The sequence below is a fragment of the Paludisphaera borealis genome (genome assembly GCF_001956985.1).
GTDB lineage: Bacteria > Planctomycetota > Planctomycetia > Isosphaerales > Isosphaeraceae > Paludisphaera > Paludisphaera borealis.
Genome location: NZ_CP019082.1, coordinates 3,213,182 through 3,228,049 on the forward strand (window position 1 = coordinate 3,213,182; position 14,868 = coordinate 3,228,049).

Annotated in this window: 15 protein-coding genes and 4 tRNA genes; 4 read left to right on the forward strand and 15 right to left on the reverse strand. The window is 66.3% G+C overall.

Annotated elements, in window-relative coordinates; translation table 11 throughout:
- Positions 1 to 54 precede the first annotated feature (54 nt).
- The 3 genes from BSF38_RS12400 to BSF38_RS12410 form a co-directional block, all read right to left on the reverse strand.
- Positions 55 to 612, reverse strand: a complete 558-nt coding sequence (locus BSF38_RS12400; RefSeq protein ID WP_076346019.1) for a hypothetical protein — start codon at positions 610 to 612, stop codon at positions 55 to 57.
- Between the two features lie 157 nt (positions 613 to 769).
- Positions 770 to 1,123: a VOC family protein gene (locus tag BSF38_RS12405; protein ID WP_076346020.1), complete on the reverse strand. Its 354-nt coding sequence runs from the start codon at positions 1,121 to 1,123 to the stop codon at positions 770 to 772.
- A gap of 33 nt (positions 1,124 to 1,156) precedes the next feature.
- Entirely contained in the window at positions 1,157 to 1,540 is a 384-nt protein-coding gene (locus BSF38_RS12410; protein ID WP_076346022.1) for a CoA-binding protein, read from the reverse strand.
- 158 nt (positions 1,541 to 1,698) lie between these two features.
- On the opposite strand from BSF38_RS12410, the gene deoC reads away from it, so the two are divergent.
- A complete protein-coding gene (gene deoC, locus BSF38_RS12415) occupies positions 1,699 to 2,394 on the forward strand; it encodes a deoxyribose-phosphate aldolase (RefSeq protein ID WP_076346024.1) in 696 nt (231 codons plus the stop codon).
- A gap of 16 nt (positions 2,395 to 2,410) precedes the next feature.
- Here the strand turns inward: deoC and rpiA are convergent, their stop codons facing one another.
- The 7 genes from rpiA to BSF38_RS12455 all read right to left on the reverse strand — a co-directional run bounded on the left by rpiA (position 2,411) and on the right by BSF38_RS12455 (position 9,981).
- Entirely contained in the window at positions 2,411 to 3,127 is a 717-nt protein-coding gene (rpiA, locus tag BSF38_RS12420) for a ribose-5-phosphate isomerase RpiA (protein WP_076350818.1), read from the reverse strand.
- 101 nt (positions 3,128 to 3,228) lie between these two features.
- Positions 3,229 to 3,303, reverse strand: a tRNA-Pro gene (locus BSF38_RS12425).
- Between the two features lie 121 nt (positions 3,304 to 3,424).
- Positions 3,425 to 4,201, reverse strand: a complete 777-nt coding sequence (locus BSF38_RS12430; RefSeq protein ID WP_145952096.1) for a hypothetical protein — start codon at positions 4,199 to 4,201, stop codon at positions 3,425 to 3,427.
- A gap of 405 nt (positions 4,202 to 4,606) precedes the next feature.
- Positions 4,607 to 5,491 carry a ParB/RepB/Spo0J family partition protein gene (locus tag BSF38_RS12435; RefSeq protein ID WP_076346028.1) on the reverse strand — a complete coding sequence of 295 codons (885 nt, stop codon included), beginning with the start codon at positions 5,489 to 5,491 and terminating at the stop codon, positions 4,607 to 4,609.
- On the reverse strand, positions 5,484 to 6,230 hold the full coding sequence (locus tag BSF38_RS12440; RefSeq protein ID WP_076346030.1) for a ParA family protein: 747 nt from the start codon (positions 6,228 to 6,230) through the stop codon (positions 5,484 to 5,486). Before BSF38_RS12440 ends, BSF38_RS12435 begins: the two co-directional genes overlap by 8 nt.
- Before the next feature lie 692 nt (positions 6,231 to 6,922).
- On the reverse strand, positions 6,923 to 8,281 hold the full coding sequence (locus tag BSF38_RS12450; RefSeq protein WP_076346034.1) for a nicotinate phosphoribosyltransferase: 1,359 nt from the start codon (positions 8,279 to 8,281) through the stop codon (positions 6,923 to 6,925).
- The gene (locus BSF38_RS12455; RefSeq protein WP_076346036.1) at positions 8,278 to 9,981 is read right to left on the reverse strand and encodes an ArnT family glycosyltransferase; all 1,704 of its coding nucleotides are present in this window, start codon (positions 9,979 to 9,981) and stop codon (positions 8,278 to 8,280) included. The genes BSF38_RS12450 and BSF38_RS12455 overlap by 4 nt, the downstream gene beginning before the upstream one ends.
- A 164-nt stretch (positions 9,982 to 10,145) precedes the next feature.
- On the opposite strand from BSF38_RS12455, the gene BSF38_RS12460 reads away from it, so the two are divergent.
- Complete coding sequence (locus BSF38_RS12460; RefSeq protein WP_076350820.1) at positions 10,146 to 11,102, forward strand: histone deacetylase family protein; 957 nt, start codon at positions 10,146 to 10,148, stop codon at positions 11,100 to 11,102.
- 80 nt (positions 11,103 to 11,182) lie between these two features.
- On the opposite strand, the gene BSF38_RS12465 is transcribed toward BSF38_RS12460, so the two are convergent.
- Positions 11,183 to 11,254: transfer RNA gene (locus BSF38_RS12465), tRNA-Glu, on the reverse strand.
- A 186-nt stretch (positions 11,255 to 11,440) separates the two neighbouring features.
- Between BSF38_RS12465 and BSF38_RS12470 the strand changes: the two genes are divergently transcribed.
- A complete protein-coding gene (locus BSF38_RS12470) occupies positions 11,441 to 12,007 on the forward strand; it encodes a DJ-1/PfpI family protein (protein WP_076346038.1) in 567 nt (188 codons plus the stop codon).
- 90 nt (positions 12,008 to 12,097) lie between these two features.
- On the opposite strand, the gene csrA is transcribed toward BSF38_RS12470, so the two are convergent.
- From csrA to BSF38_RS12490, 4 genes are all read right to left on the reverse strand, one after another.
- Entirely contained in the window at positions 12,098 to 12,301 is a 204-nt protein-coding gene (gene csrA, locus BSF38_RS12475) for a carbon storage regulator CsrA (RefSeq protein ID WP_076346040.1), read from the reverse strand.
- Positions 12,302 to 12,554: 253 nt separating this feature from the next.
- On the reverse strand, positions 12,555 to 13,265 hold the full coding sequence (locus BSF38_RS12480) for an RNA polymerase sigma factor (RefSeq protein WP_076346042.1): 711 nt from the start codon (positions 13,263 to 13,265) through the stop codon (positions 12,555 to 12,557).
- A 309-nt stretch (positions 13,266 to 13,574) separates the two neighbouring features.
- Positions 13,575 to 13,648, reverse strand: a tRNA-Arg gene (locus tag BSF38_RS12485).
- 69 nt (positions 13,649 to 13,717) lie between these two features.
- A tRNA-Arg gene (locus tag BSF38_RS12490) sits at positions 13,718 to 13,791 on the reverse strand.
- 131 nt (positions 13,792 to 13,922) lie between these two features.
- Here BSF38_RS12490 and BSF38_RS12495 point away from each other — a divergent pair.
- Complete coding sequence (locus BSF38_RS12495; RefSeq protein ID WP_076346044.1) at positions 13,923 to 14,714, forward strand: 3-ketoacyl-ACP reductase; 792 nt, start codon at positions 13,923 to 13,925, stop codon at positions 14,712 to 14,714.
- The last annotated feature ends 154 nt before the right edge of the window (positions 14,715 to 14,868 follow it).

Here is a 14,868-nt window from a genome sequence, read left to right on the forward strand (position 1 = left end):
CTGCCCCGCCGGCGAGCCGCTGACAAGATGCCGCCGCGTCGCGGCTCGACGAGTTCAAGGATGCGGGCGCGGATAGGGCATCGGGACGGGGAATCCCTGGGGAAGCGGGTTCTGATTGAAGCTCGGCCCCAGCGGGCTGTAAGGCAGTACGACCCGGGCCGGGCCGGGCCTCACCTGGAAGCCAGGCTCACGATAAGTGCGAATACCGCTGCCACTCGGCGTCGTTCCGAGCGGCCCGACGAACACGCCTTGCGAAGCCGCCGCGGCCAGCAGCTCGCGATGAATCACCGCGCCGACCTTGCGCGTCTCGTTCGGCCCCGTCTCCCGCGCCAGATCCACGTCGCGCCCGGCGACCTCGTATCCGGGGTATTTCTTCCGCATCATGTTCGTCCAGTCGTCGACCGCCGGGGTGTACTCCCCCTTGCGAACGTCGTAGACCTGATACTGAAACGTCTCGATCGGCCGATCGCGGCGGTACCAGAAGACCACCTTGTAATCCACATGTCGCGGCGAGACGCGAGGCGGCGTCCCCTGCTCGGCGACCGCCGAGAGCGCTGCGCCGAAGAAGATCAGCCGGACGGCGGAACCGATCGAGGGCGTGGGAAGGTTCATCGTAGTCGCTCGTGTTCTCAAGTGCGATCGAGCTTCGGCGTGGTCTGGAGTTGGGTTGCGGACAGACATCAAAACAGGCTATTGCGAGCATGCCTTCTCCCCTTGCGGGAGCAGGGAGTCCAGCTCCGGCCCTGCTGCAATCCGCATGCAAGCCGTTCTAGCCGAGGACTTCGATCATGAAGTCCCCCGGCGCGACGAAATAGAAGGTCCAGGAGCCGTGCTGTCGACTGGGCGGGTCGACCTCATAACCGTCGGCTTTTAGTCGCGCGTTCATCTCGTCCACCTTCGCCGGGCTTTCCTGGATGAAGCCGATGTGGAACGAGCTGGGGTACTTGACCTCGGTCGCCCCCTCGAAATTGGTCAGCGTCAGCACCATACCTTGCTCGTCGCGCAGGATGGCGACCTTGTCATTCCCCGGTAAGCCCTTCGGGTCGAGCCCAAAGTACTTCATGAGGAACTCCCGGGCCTTCTGGACGTCCGAGACGGCGAGATTGACGTGGTTCAAGATCACGGCGGACGCTCCTTCGAGGACACAGTCACGGGTTCAATACTTCCCCGGATGCTCGCCGATGGCCAGGATGCTGCACGCCTGGATGACGTTGAGGCCCAGCGCCTCGGCGCGTTCGAGGAGGGCCGGCGATTCCGTGCCGGGGTTCAGCCAGATCTCGTCGACCTGCTTGGCGGCGATCTGGTCGAGGACTCCGATCCCGATTTCCGGAGGGACGTAGAGCGACACGCGCTCGAGGTGCGTTTCGGGAATCGCGGCGAGGTTGGGATAGGCGCGTAGTCCTTCGATCTCGGTCAATTTCGGGTGGACGGGGAAGACCTCCCAACCCTGATCGACAAAGGCGCGGACCGCCTTGTTGCCGAACTTCGAGCGGTCGAGGCTGGCCCCGACGACGGCGACTTTGGGGCGTGCATCGGACATGGCCGAATCCTTTCAAGGTGGAGTGCGGTGGTGAAACGCCAGTCGGCGGCCGAGGAGGGATGAGCGTCGTTCCCCTTGCTCTCGAGTCCGCAAGCCGACAGAATCAGCACTGGAGACTCGACTAGCATTCTAGGGGCCGTTGCGGGAGTGTTCGAGACATGGCTGCGGAATTGACCTACGAACGGATCGCCAAGCGGATCGACCACTCGCTCCTGGGCCCCACGCTGACGGAGTCCGAGTTAGAGGAAGGCTGCCGAATCGCGGCTGAATACGACGTCGCCAGCGTGTGCATCAAGCCGTTCGCCGTCTCCCTCGCCACGCGGCTGCTGAGCGGGACCAACGTCGAGGTCGGCACGACCATCGGCTTCCCGCATGGCGGTCACGCCACCTCCGTGAAGGTGTTCGAATCTCAGCAGGCGATCGACGACGGCGCGACCGAGCTGGACATGGTCGTGAACATCGGCCAGGTCCTCGGCGGCAATTGGAGCGAGGTGGCGTCCGACATCGGCGCGGTAGTCAAGGCGGCGCACGGCCGCGGGGCGATCGTGAAGGTGATCTTCGAGAACTGCTACCTGAACGACGAGCAGAAGATCCAACTCTGCCGGATCTGCGGCGAGGTCGGCGCCGATTACGTCAAGACGTCGACCGGCTACGGGACCGGCGGCGCGACCCACGAAGACCTGATCCTGATGCGGAAATCGTCGCCTCCGCAGGTGAAGCTCAAAGCGGCCGGCGGCGTGCGGACGCTCGACCAGGCGATCGCCGTCGTCGACCTCGGCTGCGACCGCTTCGGCGCCTCGAAGACCGCCGAGATCCTCGACGAGCTGAAGGGGCGGTTGAAGTCGAAGTCGTAACCAGGACGGCCGGCGGTCAGCCGCAGCCGGGCGAGCGTCGAGCGTGGGTTTCAATCCGCTCGACGCCGTCGTCCTTGCCGATGATCAGAACGTCGCAAAGGCCGATGAACAGGCCGGTCTCGAACACGCCGACGACCGATTTCAGGCGGGAGTCGAGGTCGGCCGGGTCGTCGATGCCGGGGAATCGGCAGTCGATGATCAGATTGCCGCCGTCGGTCACGAACGAGAGGCCGTCGGCGTTGCGGCGCAGCTCGGTCTCGGAGCCGAGCCGCTGGAGCCGTCGCTCGATGTGCTTGGCACCCATCCGGCTGACCTCGACGGGGACCGATGCGCCGACGCCCAGGCGGTCGACCTGCTTGTCGTCGGTCACGACCGTCACCCGCCGCTTGGCGACGCAAGCGACGATCTTCTCGCGGAGCAAAGCGCCCCCGCGCCCCTTGATCATCCGGAACTCGGAATCGATCTCGTCGGCGCCGTCGATGTTGAGATCGAGGGCCGGCACGTCGTCGATGTCGCGAAGTTCGACGCCCAGCTCGCGGGCCAGCTCGGCAGTCGCCAGGCTGGTCGGCACGGCGACGAAGGTGAGCCCCTCATCGCGGATTCGCTCGCCCAGGCGGCGGAGCATCAGCGAGGCCGTCGTACCCGTCCCGAGCCCGACGGTCATCCCCGACTCGACCAGTTCAGCCGCACTCCGTGCCGCCCGAGCTTTCGCGGAATCGAATTCTTCTGACACGGCGGCACGCCCAAAATTGTGGAGGGACAAGTCTTGGCTGCCGGCCGGTGCCGGCCCCGGAACCCCATCGGGGTACGTCAATCGTCGGGCTCGATACGGAATCGGGGCGACTGGATTCGAACCAGCGACCTCCTGCTCCCAAGGCAGGCGCGCTAACCAAGCTGCGCTACGCCCCGTGTCGCGTCCCAGACTCGACCACACGCATCCTATGCGGATCGCGGGATATCGGTCAAGGGAAGGATTGAAGCGCAAAACGCTCATACCGAGCCGGACCTTCGGCCCGTGCGGTCGAGGCGGTCAACGCCCTGAGGCAGCCTGGGCGTCTTCGGTGATGCGCGGGGCAGGAGGCGAGACGAACAAGGGCCAGCGGATTCGAGCCTCGACGTGCGGCTCACGCGTCCAGGTGAGCCGTCCCCGGTGCTCGGAGATCACACGCGCCAGCAACGGCAGCGACAGCGATCCCGTCGCCGCCGCCAGCGAGCCCCGGGCGGGGAAGGGGTCGGATACTGCGGCCTCGGGCTGAGTGAGGTCCGACGCCTGCTCGCGCCACGCGAGCTGGAAGCAGCCGCCGTCGGTCGCCCACTTCAAGAACGCTCGGCCGCCCCGGGGCATCGACTCGGCGCGCCAGGCGACGAAGGCGTCGATCGCCGTGATCAGGCGCATCGCGTCAAACTCGCCGATCGCCTCGCGGTCGGGCGGTTCAAGCGTCAGCGTGTTCCCGTTCTGCTGGAACCAGGCGGCCCAGCCCCTCGATCGCTCGTCCACCAGCGACCCGAACCGCAGCTTCATGAGCGTCAGCGGCATAGTTCGGTAGATGGTCGAAAGCCGCTCGAAAAGCTGCTCGACCGCGCAGTACGTCTGGTCCAGTTCCCCCCAACGCTCGGACAGCGGACCGGGCGACGACCGTTTCGCCAGGTAGAAGCTCATCTTCATGCCGTTGAGCAGGTTGCGGCAGCGATGATTGAAATCGCTGAGCGCGTGGCGAAGTGGACCGAGCTGGTCGTCGTCGACGAACCGTAATAAGGAGCTGCTGAGTCCATCATCCGCCGATCCATCACGCGGTCGTGGGCACATCAAGTTCCACCTGACTAAAGAGTTGCAGCCGGTCGGCGGCGGCCCGTGATCGCGCGGCTCTCGACCGGCGGACGAGGCTCGGCAAGGCGTCGAGATACTCAACGAGGTTTCGGCGACGCCACGCAAGACGCCTGTGAACAGGGGACGATCGATTCGGAGTGACTCTGGGGATACGAACGAGGCTCAAAGCAAATCGGGCGCCATCGCCGGCCGAGCCGCGGGCGGCTCCCGGTCACGAATGCTAGCTCCAACCCCAACTACGACTTGAGGACGAGCGACGACCCAGCTTCTCAGGTCGTCGCTCGTCCTCAAAGGGACATCTGAATTCTCGAAATCGAAACCAGCCCTCTGAAATGGGAAGCCAGGTGCATTCCCCGGTGGTTGCGAGGCCGATCCCTCGGATGCTCACCCGCCGCGGATCAGCGAGCTGACGCGGTCGAATTCTTCCTGGGTGTTGTAGTCGATGATGATCTGCCCCTTCTCGGGGGTCCGCGAGCGGATCAGGACGGCGGTTCCGAACCGCTGGTGAAGCTGCTGCTCCAGCTCCGTGATGTGGGGCGCCCGAACCGCGTTGGCATGAGCGGGGTCTTTGCGAACCCGCGTCCGCGACGGCGTCGGGACGCCGGTGGCGACCAGGGCCTCGGTCTGCCGGACCGACAGCCGTTCGGCGATCACCCGCCGGCAGGCGACGATCTGGGTCTCGGCGTCGGGCAGGCCCAGTAGGGCGCGGGCGTGCCCCTGAGTGATCTCGGAGTCGCGGACGGCGAGGAGAATCTCGTCGGGAAGCTCCAGCAGCCGGATCAGGTTGGAAACGGTCGAACGGTCGAGGCCGAGGCGGCCGGCGAGTTCTTCCTGGGTTCCCCCGTACCGCGAGAGGTACTCGCGAAACGCGGTCGCCTTATCGACCGCGTTGAGGTCCTCGCGCTGGAGGTTCTCGACCATGGCCAGCTCGAAGACCCGCTGGTCGTCAAGCTCCATCACCCGGGCCGGAATCGCGTGGAGCTGGGCCTCGATGCTGGCGCGGAGCCGGCGCTCGCCGGCGATGAGCTGGTAGCGGTCGCCGACGGCGCGCACCAGGATCGGCTGGATCATCCCGTGCTGGCGGATCGAGTCGGCCAGCGACGCGATCTCGGCCGCCGGGAAGTGCCGGCGCGGTTGATAAGGATTGGGGTCGATCTGATCGACCGGTGCGTGGATCAGCTCCGATTCTTCGAGCGAGCCCGGCTCGAAGCCCCCTTCTTCCCGTCCGAGGAGCGCTTCCAGCCCACGTCCCAAGCGTCGTTTATTCACGGTCGATGACCTCCATGACAAGTTCCGTGTAGGCCCGGGCGCCCCGAGCCCTCGGGGCGTAGTCGAGGACGCTCCGGCCGTGGCTGGGCGCCTCGCTGATATGCACGTCGCGGGGGATGAGCGACTCGAACACCGTCTCGTCGAAATACTGGCGGACCTCGCCGACGACCTCGTTGGCCAGGTCGAGAGCCGGGTCGTACATGGTCAGGACGATCCCGCCGATTTCGAGCCGGTGGTTGTCTCGCGCCTTGGTCTGCCGCGCCAGTTCGATGATCTGCGACAGACCTTCCATCGCGAAATACTCGCACTGGATCGGGATGTACAGCTCGGCCGAAGCCCCCAGGGCCGCCCGGGTGAGCTGGCCCAGGGAAGGCGGACAATCAAGGAAGACGTAGTCGAACCGGCTCAACTCGCCGGTGAGCTGCTGGCGCAACGTCGAAGCGCGCTGGCGGTTCGACGCCGACAGCGCATCGGCGTCGGCCAGGCTCTGCGACCCCGGCAGCACGAACAGGTTCGGCTGCGACGTCTCGGCCACCGTCTCGCTCAGCGGCTTGCCCGCGAGCAGCGGGTGCCGTTGCGCGGGTTCGACGCCCAGCCCACTGGTCGCGTTGCACTGGGGATCGACGTCGATCACCAGGGCCGTACGACCCGACTTGGCAAGACCGGCCGCGATGTTGATCGCGGTCGTCGTCTTCCCCACGCCCCCCTTCTGGTTGGCCACACTGATGATCTTGGCCATGTCGTGACAACGTCCTCCGCGCAAGCCCCCGGGCAATCCTTCTGGCGTCATCATCGGCTGCTGCGCGCGGAAACTCGACCCGTCCCGCGCCGTCCCGAATCTTCTCGGACACTCCGCTCCAGGTCAGGCAAGCAAGGCAAAATCGGCCGGCTTCGACACGCATTCGAGACCCGCGCCGAACTTCGCAACCTGCCGAGTCGCCCAGAGAGACCAACTCACCGCGACCCGCAGAGGTGTTCGGGACGAATGCCCGATCGGGCGTGCCCCGGATGGCGAAACGCCTTCCCTACTCGGCCTCGTTACTAGGCGAGCATGCACGGAAGCGGGCGGTTGAACTCGCGCGAGGAATAGCGCGTAGCCGGATTTCGGATTGAAAACAGGCGGAAAAAGCTGGAGACGGCGGCCGCTTCGTCATTTTCTCTGATCTTGGCACCGGTCCTGCTCTTGGTGAAGAGCGATCCTTGTGGGCCGTCGTGCGTCCCACATCTCGGTCGAAGGTCGGCGAATGACCGATCTCGATCGTCCTCTTTGAAGAGACTCTCCCGATGGACCCAATGGTGGAAGTGTCGGCCCTCGAGATCCTGGTCTTTCCCATCTTCTGGGGAATGCTAGGTTGTTGCAGCCTGGGTGCGACAGCGCTCTTGTGTCTGAAGGCCCTGGAGCGACTGGCGAGCCGGATCGGTGGAAAAACCTCAGCGATCCATGATTCGCGCCGCATCGGCCTCTAGCGCATCGCTGTACGCCACCGGGTACGCGACGTCGGAGTCGAGCTTTCTCAACGCCTCGGGGAGCGCCGTGATCTGCGCCTTGCAGCGCTCGCGGATCGCTTCCAGCGACGGCGGCGGATCGACGAGGCGTCCTTGCCGGAGAACCGGGACGAGCAGCGCTTCACCGTCGGCCGGCGGCGGCTCGTCGGCTCGGGCGACGAGGTCGCCCACAAAGCGGCCGGCGGCGTCGCGACGACGGTATACCTGCTTCGCCATCGGGTACGTCTTCTTCCCCGGCGCGAGCTTGTACCGCCCCCTGCCCTCCAGCTCGACGAGCTTGTAGACCATCGAGAGCGCCGGGCCGTCGCGCGAGGTGACCAGTTCGGTGCCGATCCCGTAGCCGTCGATCGGCGCGCCGGCGGCGACTAGCGCGGCAAGCTGGTTCTCGTCGACGTCGCCCGAGCCGAGGATCTTGACGTCCCGGCGGCCGTGCGCGTCGAGGATCGCCCGGGCCTGGCGTGAGAGGATCGCGAGATCGCCGCTGTCGATCCGGACGGCCGCCACCGGGGCGTCGAGCGTCGCGGCGTTGCGGACGCCTTCGAGCGTGTCGTAGGTGTCGACCAAGAGCGTCGTCGACGTCGGAAACGCGCGGGCGTAGGCGGCGAACGCCTCGCTCTCCGTATCGAACGACTGGACCCAGGAATGGGCCATCGTGCCGACGCACGGGATGTTCAGCCGCCGGGCGGCTTCGACGTGGCTCGTCGCCTCGAAGCCGGCCAGGTACGCCGCACGGGCCGCCAGCAGTCCGGCCTGCGGACCGTGCGCCCGCCGCGCGCCGAACTCGAACAGCGACCGGCCCTCGGCGGCGACGACCATCCGCGCCGCCTTCGACGCCACGAGCGTCGGATAGCCGAGCGACGCCAGCAAGAACGTCTCGACCCACTGCGCCTGGAGCAACGGGGCCGACACCCGGACCAGCGTCTCGCCCGGGAACACGACGGTCCCCTCGGGCGCCGCCCAGACGTCGCCTTTGAATCGAAGCTCGCGGAGCATCTCGAAGAACGAAGCCGGCCGCTCACGGAACGCGGGCCACGCGCGGATCGCCTCGATCTGCTCGGCCGAGAAGGCCAATCGCATCAGGTCGCCGACCGCCTGCTCCAGCCCGGCGAACACCAGGTACGAGCGATTCGGCGGCATCCGGCGCACGAAGATCTCGAACGTCGCCGGCTCGCCGGCCATGCCGCTCGCGTGGTAGCCGGCCATCATCGTCAGCTCGTACAGGTCGGTGATCGTCCCCAGCGACTCGGAATCGGGCCAGAGCGAGATGGGGGGCTCGGGCGTCATCGTTCGCCTCCACTTCTTCGGGGACGCAACAGCCAGAGCGGTGCCTCGGCATCGGCCGGCCGCGCCCGCCGGGCCGCGCCAGGATCGACGTCCAGCAAGGTCGGCAGGTTGAGGGACGTCGGGTACACGCCGACCTTCTCCCAGCGCTCAAGAAGTCGCGTGGACGTCGTCGCGAGATCGCCCGACTGACCGAGCTGAGCCAGGTCCACAAGAGCCCACGCGCCGTCGCGGGTTTCGCGCAGCAATCCATCAAGATCGGGCTCGATTCGAGCCTCCGCCCTGCCCCCTATATAGAAGGTTACCGGCGGCCGGACGAGGAGCCGCAGCTTTGGATTCTCCCTGGGCGAATCCCCAAGCGCCCGGGCGACGGCGTTCCGGAGCGAATCGGTCGGGGCCAGCAAGCCCATGCCCCGCTCGGCCAGGCTCGGCGTCCGCATCAGCACAAGCCCCTGAACCAGGGCCGCCAGCCCGCACGCGATCAGGACGCCGGAACGGAATCCGAAGCGTCCCATCGACTCGCCCTGAGGCGCGATCAGTCCGGCGATCGCGCCCGCTCCAGCGATCCAGCCCAGCGACTGGATCGGCAGCCAGAGCCGGGCGTAAGGATGATAGAACGGGGTCAGGATCGACAGTCCCAGCCAGGCGACGCCCAGAAGCCTCCGCCCGGGCGAGGCGTCGCGGCCCGGGAACACCAGCCAGCCGAGCCCGAGCCACCATAGGAAAGTCGGGGCGACGACGGCCACCGTCAGCATGGCGATGAAGACCAGACCGCGCCACGATCGCGTCCACGCTCTGGCATCAGGCCGCGCGAGGATCGCGCCGGCGATCGCCGGCAGCCAGGCCGCGAGGTTCCAGCCCCAGCCGCCCGAGAGCGCGCTCGCCTGTTCGAGCTGAAGCCGCCAGTGCCCGAACCACGAATCGAGCGAGCCGACGTATCCGCCATGGTGGGCCAGGAGCCCTCGATAGCCGCCGTGGTTCTCGACGAACGCGAACCAGGGGGCGTAGACCAGAGCGGAAGTCGCCGCCGCCAGCACGCCGAAGCCCCAGACCCGGCGCTGATAATCGGCCCCCCGACGCGACGGGTCGCAGACCGCGATCGCGACGGCCGAGAGCGGCACGACGGCGCCGAGGGTCCAACCGCTGTACTTGAACAGTTGAGCCGCGCCAACGGCCACGCCCAGCGCGACGCCCGACGCCGCGCCAGGACGCTCCAGAAACCGCTGGGCGATGATCAACCCGACGAGCCAGACGAGCAAGAACGAGGCGTCAGTAAGCGCCATCCGGGAGAACGCCACGTGGAACCCGGAGAGGGCAGCCAGGGCCGCGGCCGGCGCGCCGGCCCCTGCCCCGAACGTCCGGCGGGCGAGCCAGGCCGATGCGGGCACGGCCAGCGCGCCGGTCGTCACCGAGACCAAGATCGCCGCGACGTCACTCGCGCCGAAGACCTTGTACGCCAACCCGACGAGGATCGGAAATCCCGGCGGCGCGTACGGGAAGATGACCGGATCGAGGCCCGCGAGTCCGCCGGGGCCGATCGCCCACAGGCCGGAGATCGCGTAAACGCCTTCATCGAAATGGACGAGCCCGAGCCGGCCCAGCGCCCAGATCCGGACCAGGGCGCCGATCACGGTCGCCACGGCGACGAACGCAACCTCGCGGCGAATCGATGGCGACAGGGTGAGTGGGGCCTTCCGGGTCATGGGGCACGATTCTACTAGAACGGCCCTGTCGACTCCTAGTCGGTGTCGGCGCAAGTCCACGTCACCGTTCCAGTTTCACGTGAAACCGGGGGACGAAGCGCGGTCGGGCTTCTGGTATGATTCGTTCGTCCGCATCGGTCATCGGCGAATCACCAGGAGGAATCATGGCCGTCACGATTTACACCGACCGCCGGATGATCGAGCACCGCGTGCCGCCGCGGCATCCCGAGCGGCCCGAACGACTCGAGGCGATCCTGCGGCATCTGGAACGCACGGGCTTCATGGCCTCGTGCCCCATGGGCAAGGTCCGCGAGGCGACGGCCGACGAGCTTCGCCGCATCCACTCAGCCGCGTACCTGGAGGAGCTGGAGGTGGTCGATCGCCGTGGCGGCGGCTCGATCGAGGCCGACACCTGGATGTCGGAGCAGTCGCTCCTTGCGGCCAGGCTGGCGGCGGGTGCCGGCGTCGAGGCCGTCGCCGAAGTGCTCGGCGGCCCGAACCGCCGCGCCCTGTGCCTGGTCCGGCCTCCTGGACACCACGCGCTGCCAGCCCACGCGATGGGCTTCTGCATCTTCTCGAACGTCGCCCTCGCCGCCAAGGAAGCGATCGCCAAGCACGACGTCAACCGGCTCTTGATCGTCGACTTCGACGTTCACCACGGCAACGGCACGCAGGAGATCTTCTACGAGTCGCCGCAGGTCGGCTTCCTCTCGATCCACCGCCACCCGTTCTATCCCGGCACCGGGCTGAAGTCCGAGACCGGATCGGGTGAAGGACTCGGCCACGTCAAGAACATCCCCCTGCCCCACGGCACGCCGCGCGCCGAGTACCTCGCCGCGTTTCGCGCGGGTCTGCACGCCCTGGCTGACAAGATGAAGCCCGAGCTGGTGCTCATCAGCGCGGGGTTCGACGCCCACGCCGAAGATCCCGTGGGAGACCTGGGATTGGAGGTCGAAGACTTCGACCTGCTCACGCGCGAGGTCGTGGCCGTCGCCGAGACCCACGCCCAGGGCCGGATCGTCAGCCTGCTGGAAGGAGGCTACAACGTGCCGATCCTCGCCGGGTGCACCGTCGCCCACCTGCACGCCCTCGGAGCCGAGCCGGCGAAGACGTCGCGGTGAAGACCGACAGCTGTCGGTCGGGAGGCCGTCGTGGAGTGGAGAGCCAGGGCTCTCGAACGGCCGGAAGGAAATTGAAAAAGTGACCCCGACGGGAGTCGAACCCGTGCTGCATGCGTGAAAGGCATGTGTCCTAACCACTAGACGACGGGGCCGTCGCTTCGTGCAGGGACTACTTTAAACAGTTCGGGGGTGGCGGGTCAACCCGAACACCGGACGGAACGTCGATTCGAAGTACCGGTTATGCGGCGCGGGGGTTGGACCGTTGAATCCGCGACGGCGACCGTGTAGCCTGTCGAACAGTCGGCCGACCGGGCGCATATCGATGATGAGGTATCTCGATGTCCAAGACGATCCTGATGATCACCGGCGACGCCGGCGAGGCGCTCGAGATCTTCTACCCGAAACATCGGCTTGAAGAGGAAGGCTGGCGCGTGGACGTCGCCGCCCTCGAAAAGGGCGCGATTCAGACAGTGATCCACGACTTCGAGCCGGGGTTCGCGACGTACACCGAGAAGCTCGGCTACCGGGTCGCGGCCGATCTCACGGTCGACGAGGTTCGGCCCGAATCCTACGACGCCCTGATCTTGCCCGGCGGCCGCGCGCCGGAGTACCTGCGCAACCGGCTCCGGGTGGTGGCGATCACGCGTCACTTTCTTGACGCAGGCAAACCGATCGCGGCGACGTGCCACGCGCCGCTGATCCTGGCGGCCGCGGGCTCTTTGCGCGGACGTACCTTGACCTGCTACCCCGAACTCGAACCCGACGTTCGTGTGGCGGGAGGCCTGTTCGTTAATCGCGAGGTCGTCATCGACGGCAACCTGGTCACGGCGCGCGCATGGCCCGACAACGGCCCCTGGATGCGCGAGTTCGTTCGGTTGCTGAAATCGCCGGCGAAAGCCACCTGATCCTATCATCCATCAGGCGGGCGACTCGTTGCGAAATCCTGGGGTCGACTCATTCGAGGCGAGACGAATCCGGAGACCGGCTCGACGCGCTCAGGGGTTGATTGCCTGGGTTCCCGGGTCGTGAGACCGGGCCTGATTCTGGATCGCTTCGTAAACCTCACGACGGTGAACCGTAACGTCTTTGGGGGCTTCGATTCCAAGCCTCACCTTGTCGCCACGGATTTCGATCACCGTAACCGTGATGTTGTCGCAGATTATGATGCTCTCGTTCTTCTTGCGGGAGAGAACCAGCATCGCCGCTCCTCTCTGGTGCCCATCGCGCACAGCGCGAACCATCCCATGTCAGGACCAGAACGTCCAATTAGAAAGACGATTGCGTGGTTACACCAAGCTCCATCCTTCGTTAGTAGAACTTTACAAGCAGAAAATGGGTGGTCAAGGGGACGGGGGAATTTTCCTCATGGTTGGTAAAGACCAACAGACGCTTGACGTCCCCCGCCCTGGTCGGGAGGGACTCTTCATCGCCAATCGTCGCAGCCGAAACGGCTTAGTGATCGCCCGAGGCGGTGTAGCGGCGATACAGGTGGCCCAGGCCGAGGTCGTAGATCTCGGCCTCGACGTCGGCTTCGTCGGTGGGATGGATGGTCTCTTTCAACTCGACGATCAAGAGCTCGATGAATTTGGCGCGGGCACGCTGGAGATTCTTGCGGAACGCCTCCGGGGTCACCGGGGAGCCGATGATCTGGCCGAGCTTCTCGGTGATGTCGTCGATCGACGCCTTGGGAAAATCGCGGCGGAGCTGAAGGACGCTGGCGTAGCGGTTCTTGGGGGTCGTGGCCTGGTAGGTTTCGAGCCGCGACCAGACCCGTCGCAGGACGGCCTCGCGCCACACGCGGTCGAAATCCTCGTCGGGCTGGGAGACGTCGAGCAGGTCGCCAGGCGGAAGCGGCTGGAGCTTGCGGGTGCGGAAATGATCGATGATCAGCCGGTGCAGCACGGTCCGCAGGTAGTCCCGAAACCGCCCCTTGGTCTTGTCGGCCCCGGACAGCTTGCCGGTCAGGAGCTTGGTCCAGAACTCCTGGAGCACTTCGTCGGCCAGGTGCTTGTCGCGGACCTTCAGGTGGATATACCGCGTGAGGGCGTCGTGGTAGCGGCCGACCAGCTCGCCCATCGCTTCCTGGCTCTTGGGGCCGGGGGTGTGCGCGCTGCTGATGGTCGTCCAGTTCGTCGGGATCTCGGTCAGCCGTTCTTCTGGCATCGCAAGTGTCCAATCCGGGCCGAGGCGGCCTTCGGTCCTGGCTCAATCTCTCGATCGGAAACGGAGAGCGAAGCGACGCCGGCCGGTCGAGCGTTTCACGTGAAAACGAACCTCCGGCTTCCCAAACCGGCTCGCCCCCTCAATCATAATACGACATCGGCGAGCACGGCGAGAGGCGGCGGTTTCGGACCGTTGTTTCCAGTCGACGGAAAATCCACGATTCCCTGTTCTGGAGGAACCCGCCGCGTCCATCGTCGGACGCCGCGATGCGACGACGCCGGGTCGTCGACTTGGACAGTCGCGGACGAATACGCCCGGCAGGACTCGAACCTGCGACCGACGGTTTAGAAAACCGTTGCTCTATCCACCTGAGCTACGGGCGCGTCGAACGTTCAACGACCGCCCCGGCCGGCTCAAGAAGCCTCCGCCGGTCGGTCTATCTGAGTTACGGATGCGCCCGGCAGGATTCGAACCTGCGGCCTGCGGTTTAGGAAACCGCCGCTCTATCCACCTGAGCTACGAGCGCTTCTTCGTCAGGGACTGATTCTTGTCCAGTTCCCGTTCGCTGTCAACCAAATCGTCGCGACATCGGATCTCGGTCCAACCGCCCTGGGACGGTCCCTCGCGGCGACTTTCGAAAGAAAATGGTGAGTCATCATGAATTCCAGGTCGAACGGGTCGCAGGTCGCGGTGGTCACCGGGGGAGGTCGAGGCATTGGCCGAGGGATCGTCCTGGAGCTGGCCGCCTCGGGTTTCTCGATGGTCGTGAACTACCGCCGCGACGCCGAGGCCGCCCGCGACTGCTGCCGCCAGGCCGAGGCCCTCGGCGCGCCCCGGGCCCTGCCGATCCAGGCCGACGTGGCCGATCTCGACGACGGCCGGCGGCTGGCGGTCGAAATCCTTGACGCCTTCGGCCGGATCGACGTCTGGGTGAACAACGCCGGGGTCGCTCCCGAGTCGCGGGTCGACCTGTTGGACACGACGCCCGAGAGCTGGGATCGCGTCACCTCAATGAATCTCCGAGGTCCTTTCTTTCTCACCCAGACCGTCGCCCGGCGAATGATCGATCTGGCCGAGCGCGGGATCGTCGCCCAGCCACTCATCATCTTCATCACCTCGATATCGAGCGATACGGCGAGCGTCGAGCGCGGCGAATACTGCGCGGCGAAAGCCGGCCTGAGCATGGTCGCACAGCTTTTCGCCGTCCGGCTGGCGGCCCATGGGGTGCACGTCCACGAGGTCCGGCCCGGCGTGATCGAGACCGACATGACCCGTCCCGTCCACGACGCCTACTCCGCGCGGATCGCTGCGGGCCTGTCGCCGATCCGCCGCTGGGGGACTCCAGCCGACGTCGGCAAGGCGGTCGCCGCGCTGGCCTCGGGAGCCTTTCCGTTCTCGACCGGCCAGGTCTTAAACGTCGACGGCGGCTTGAACTTGCGCCGCCTTTGACCGGCCCTCCGAACGGGGGGTGTCCGATCCACTCAAAAAGTTCGTATGATGTTCTCGTGAGAGAGCGGCGACTGCGTCGATCGTTCCGGACCCCGGCCTCGCGGCCGTCGGCGATCGACTCGACCCGCCGCGCCACTTCCATCGTTCGGGTCGG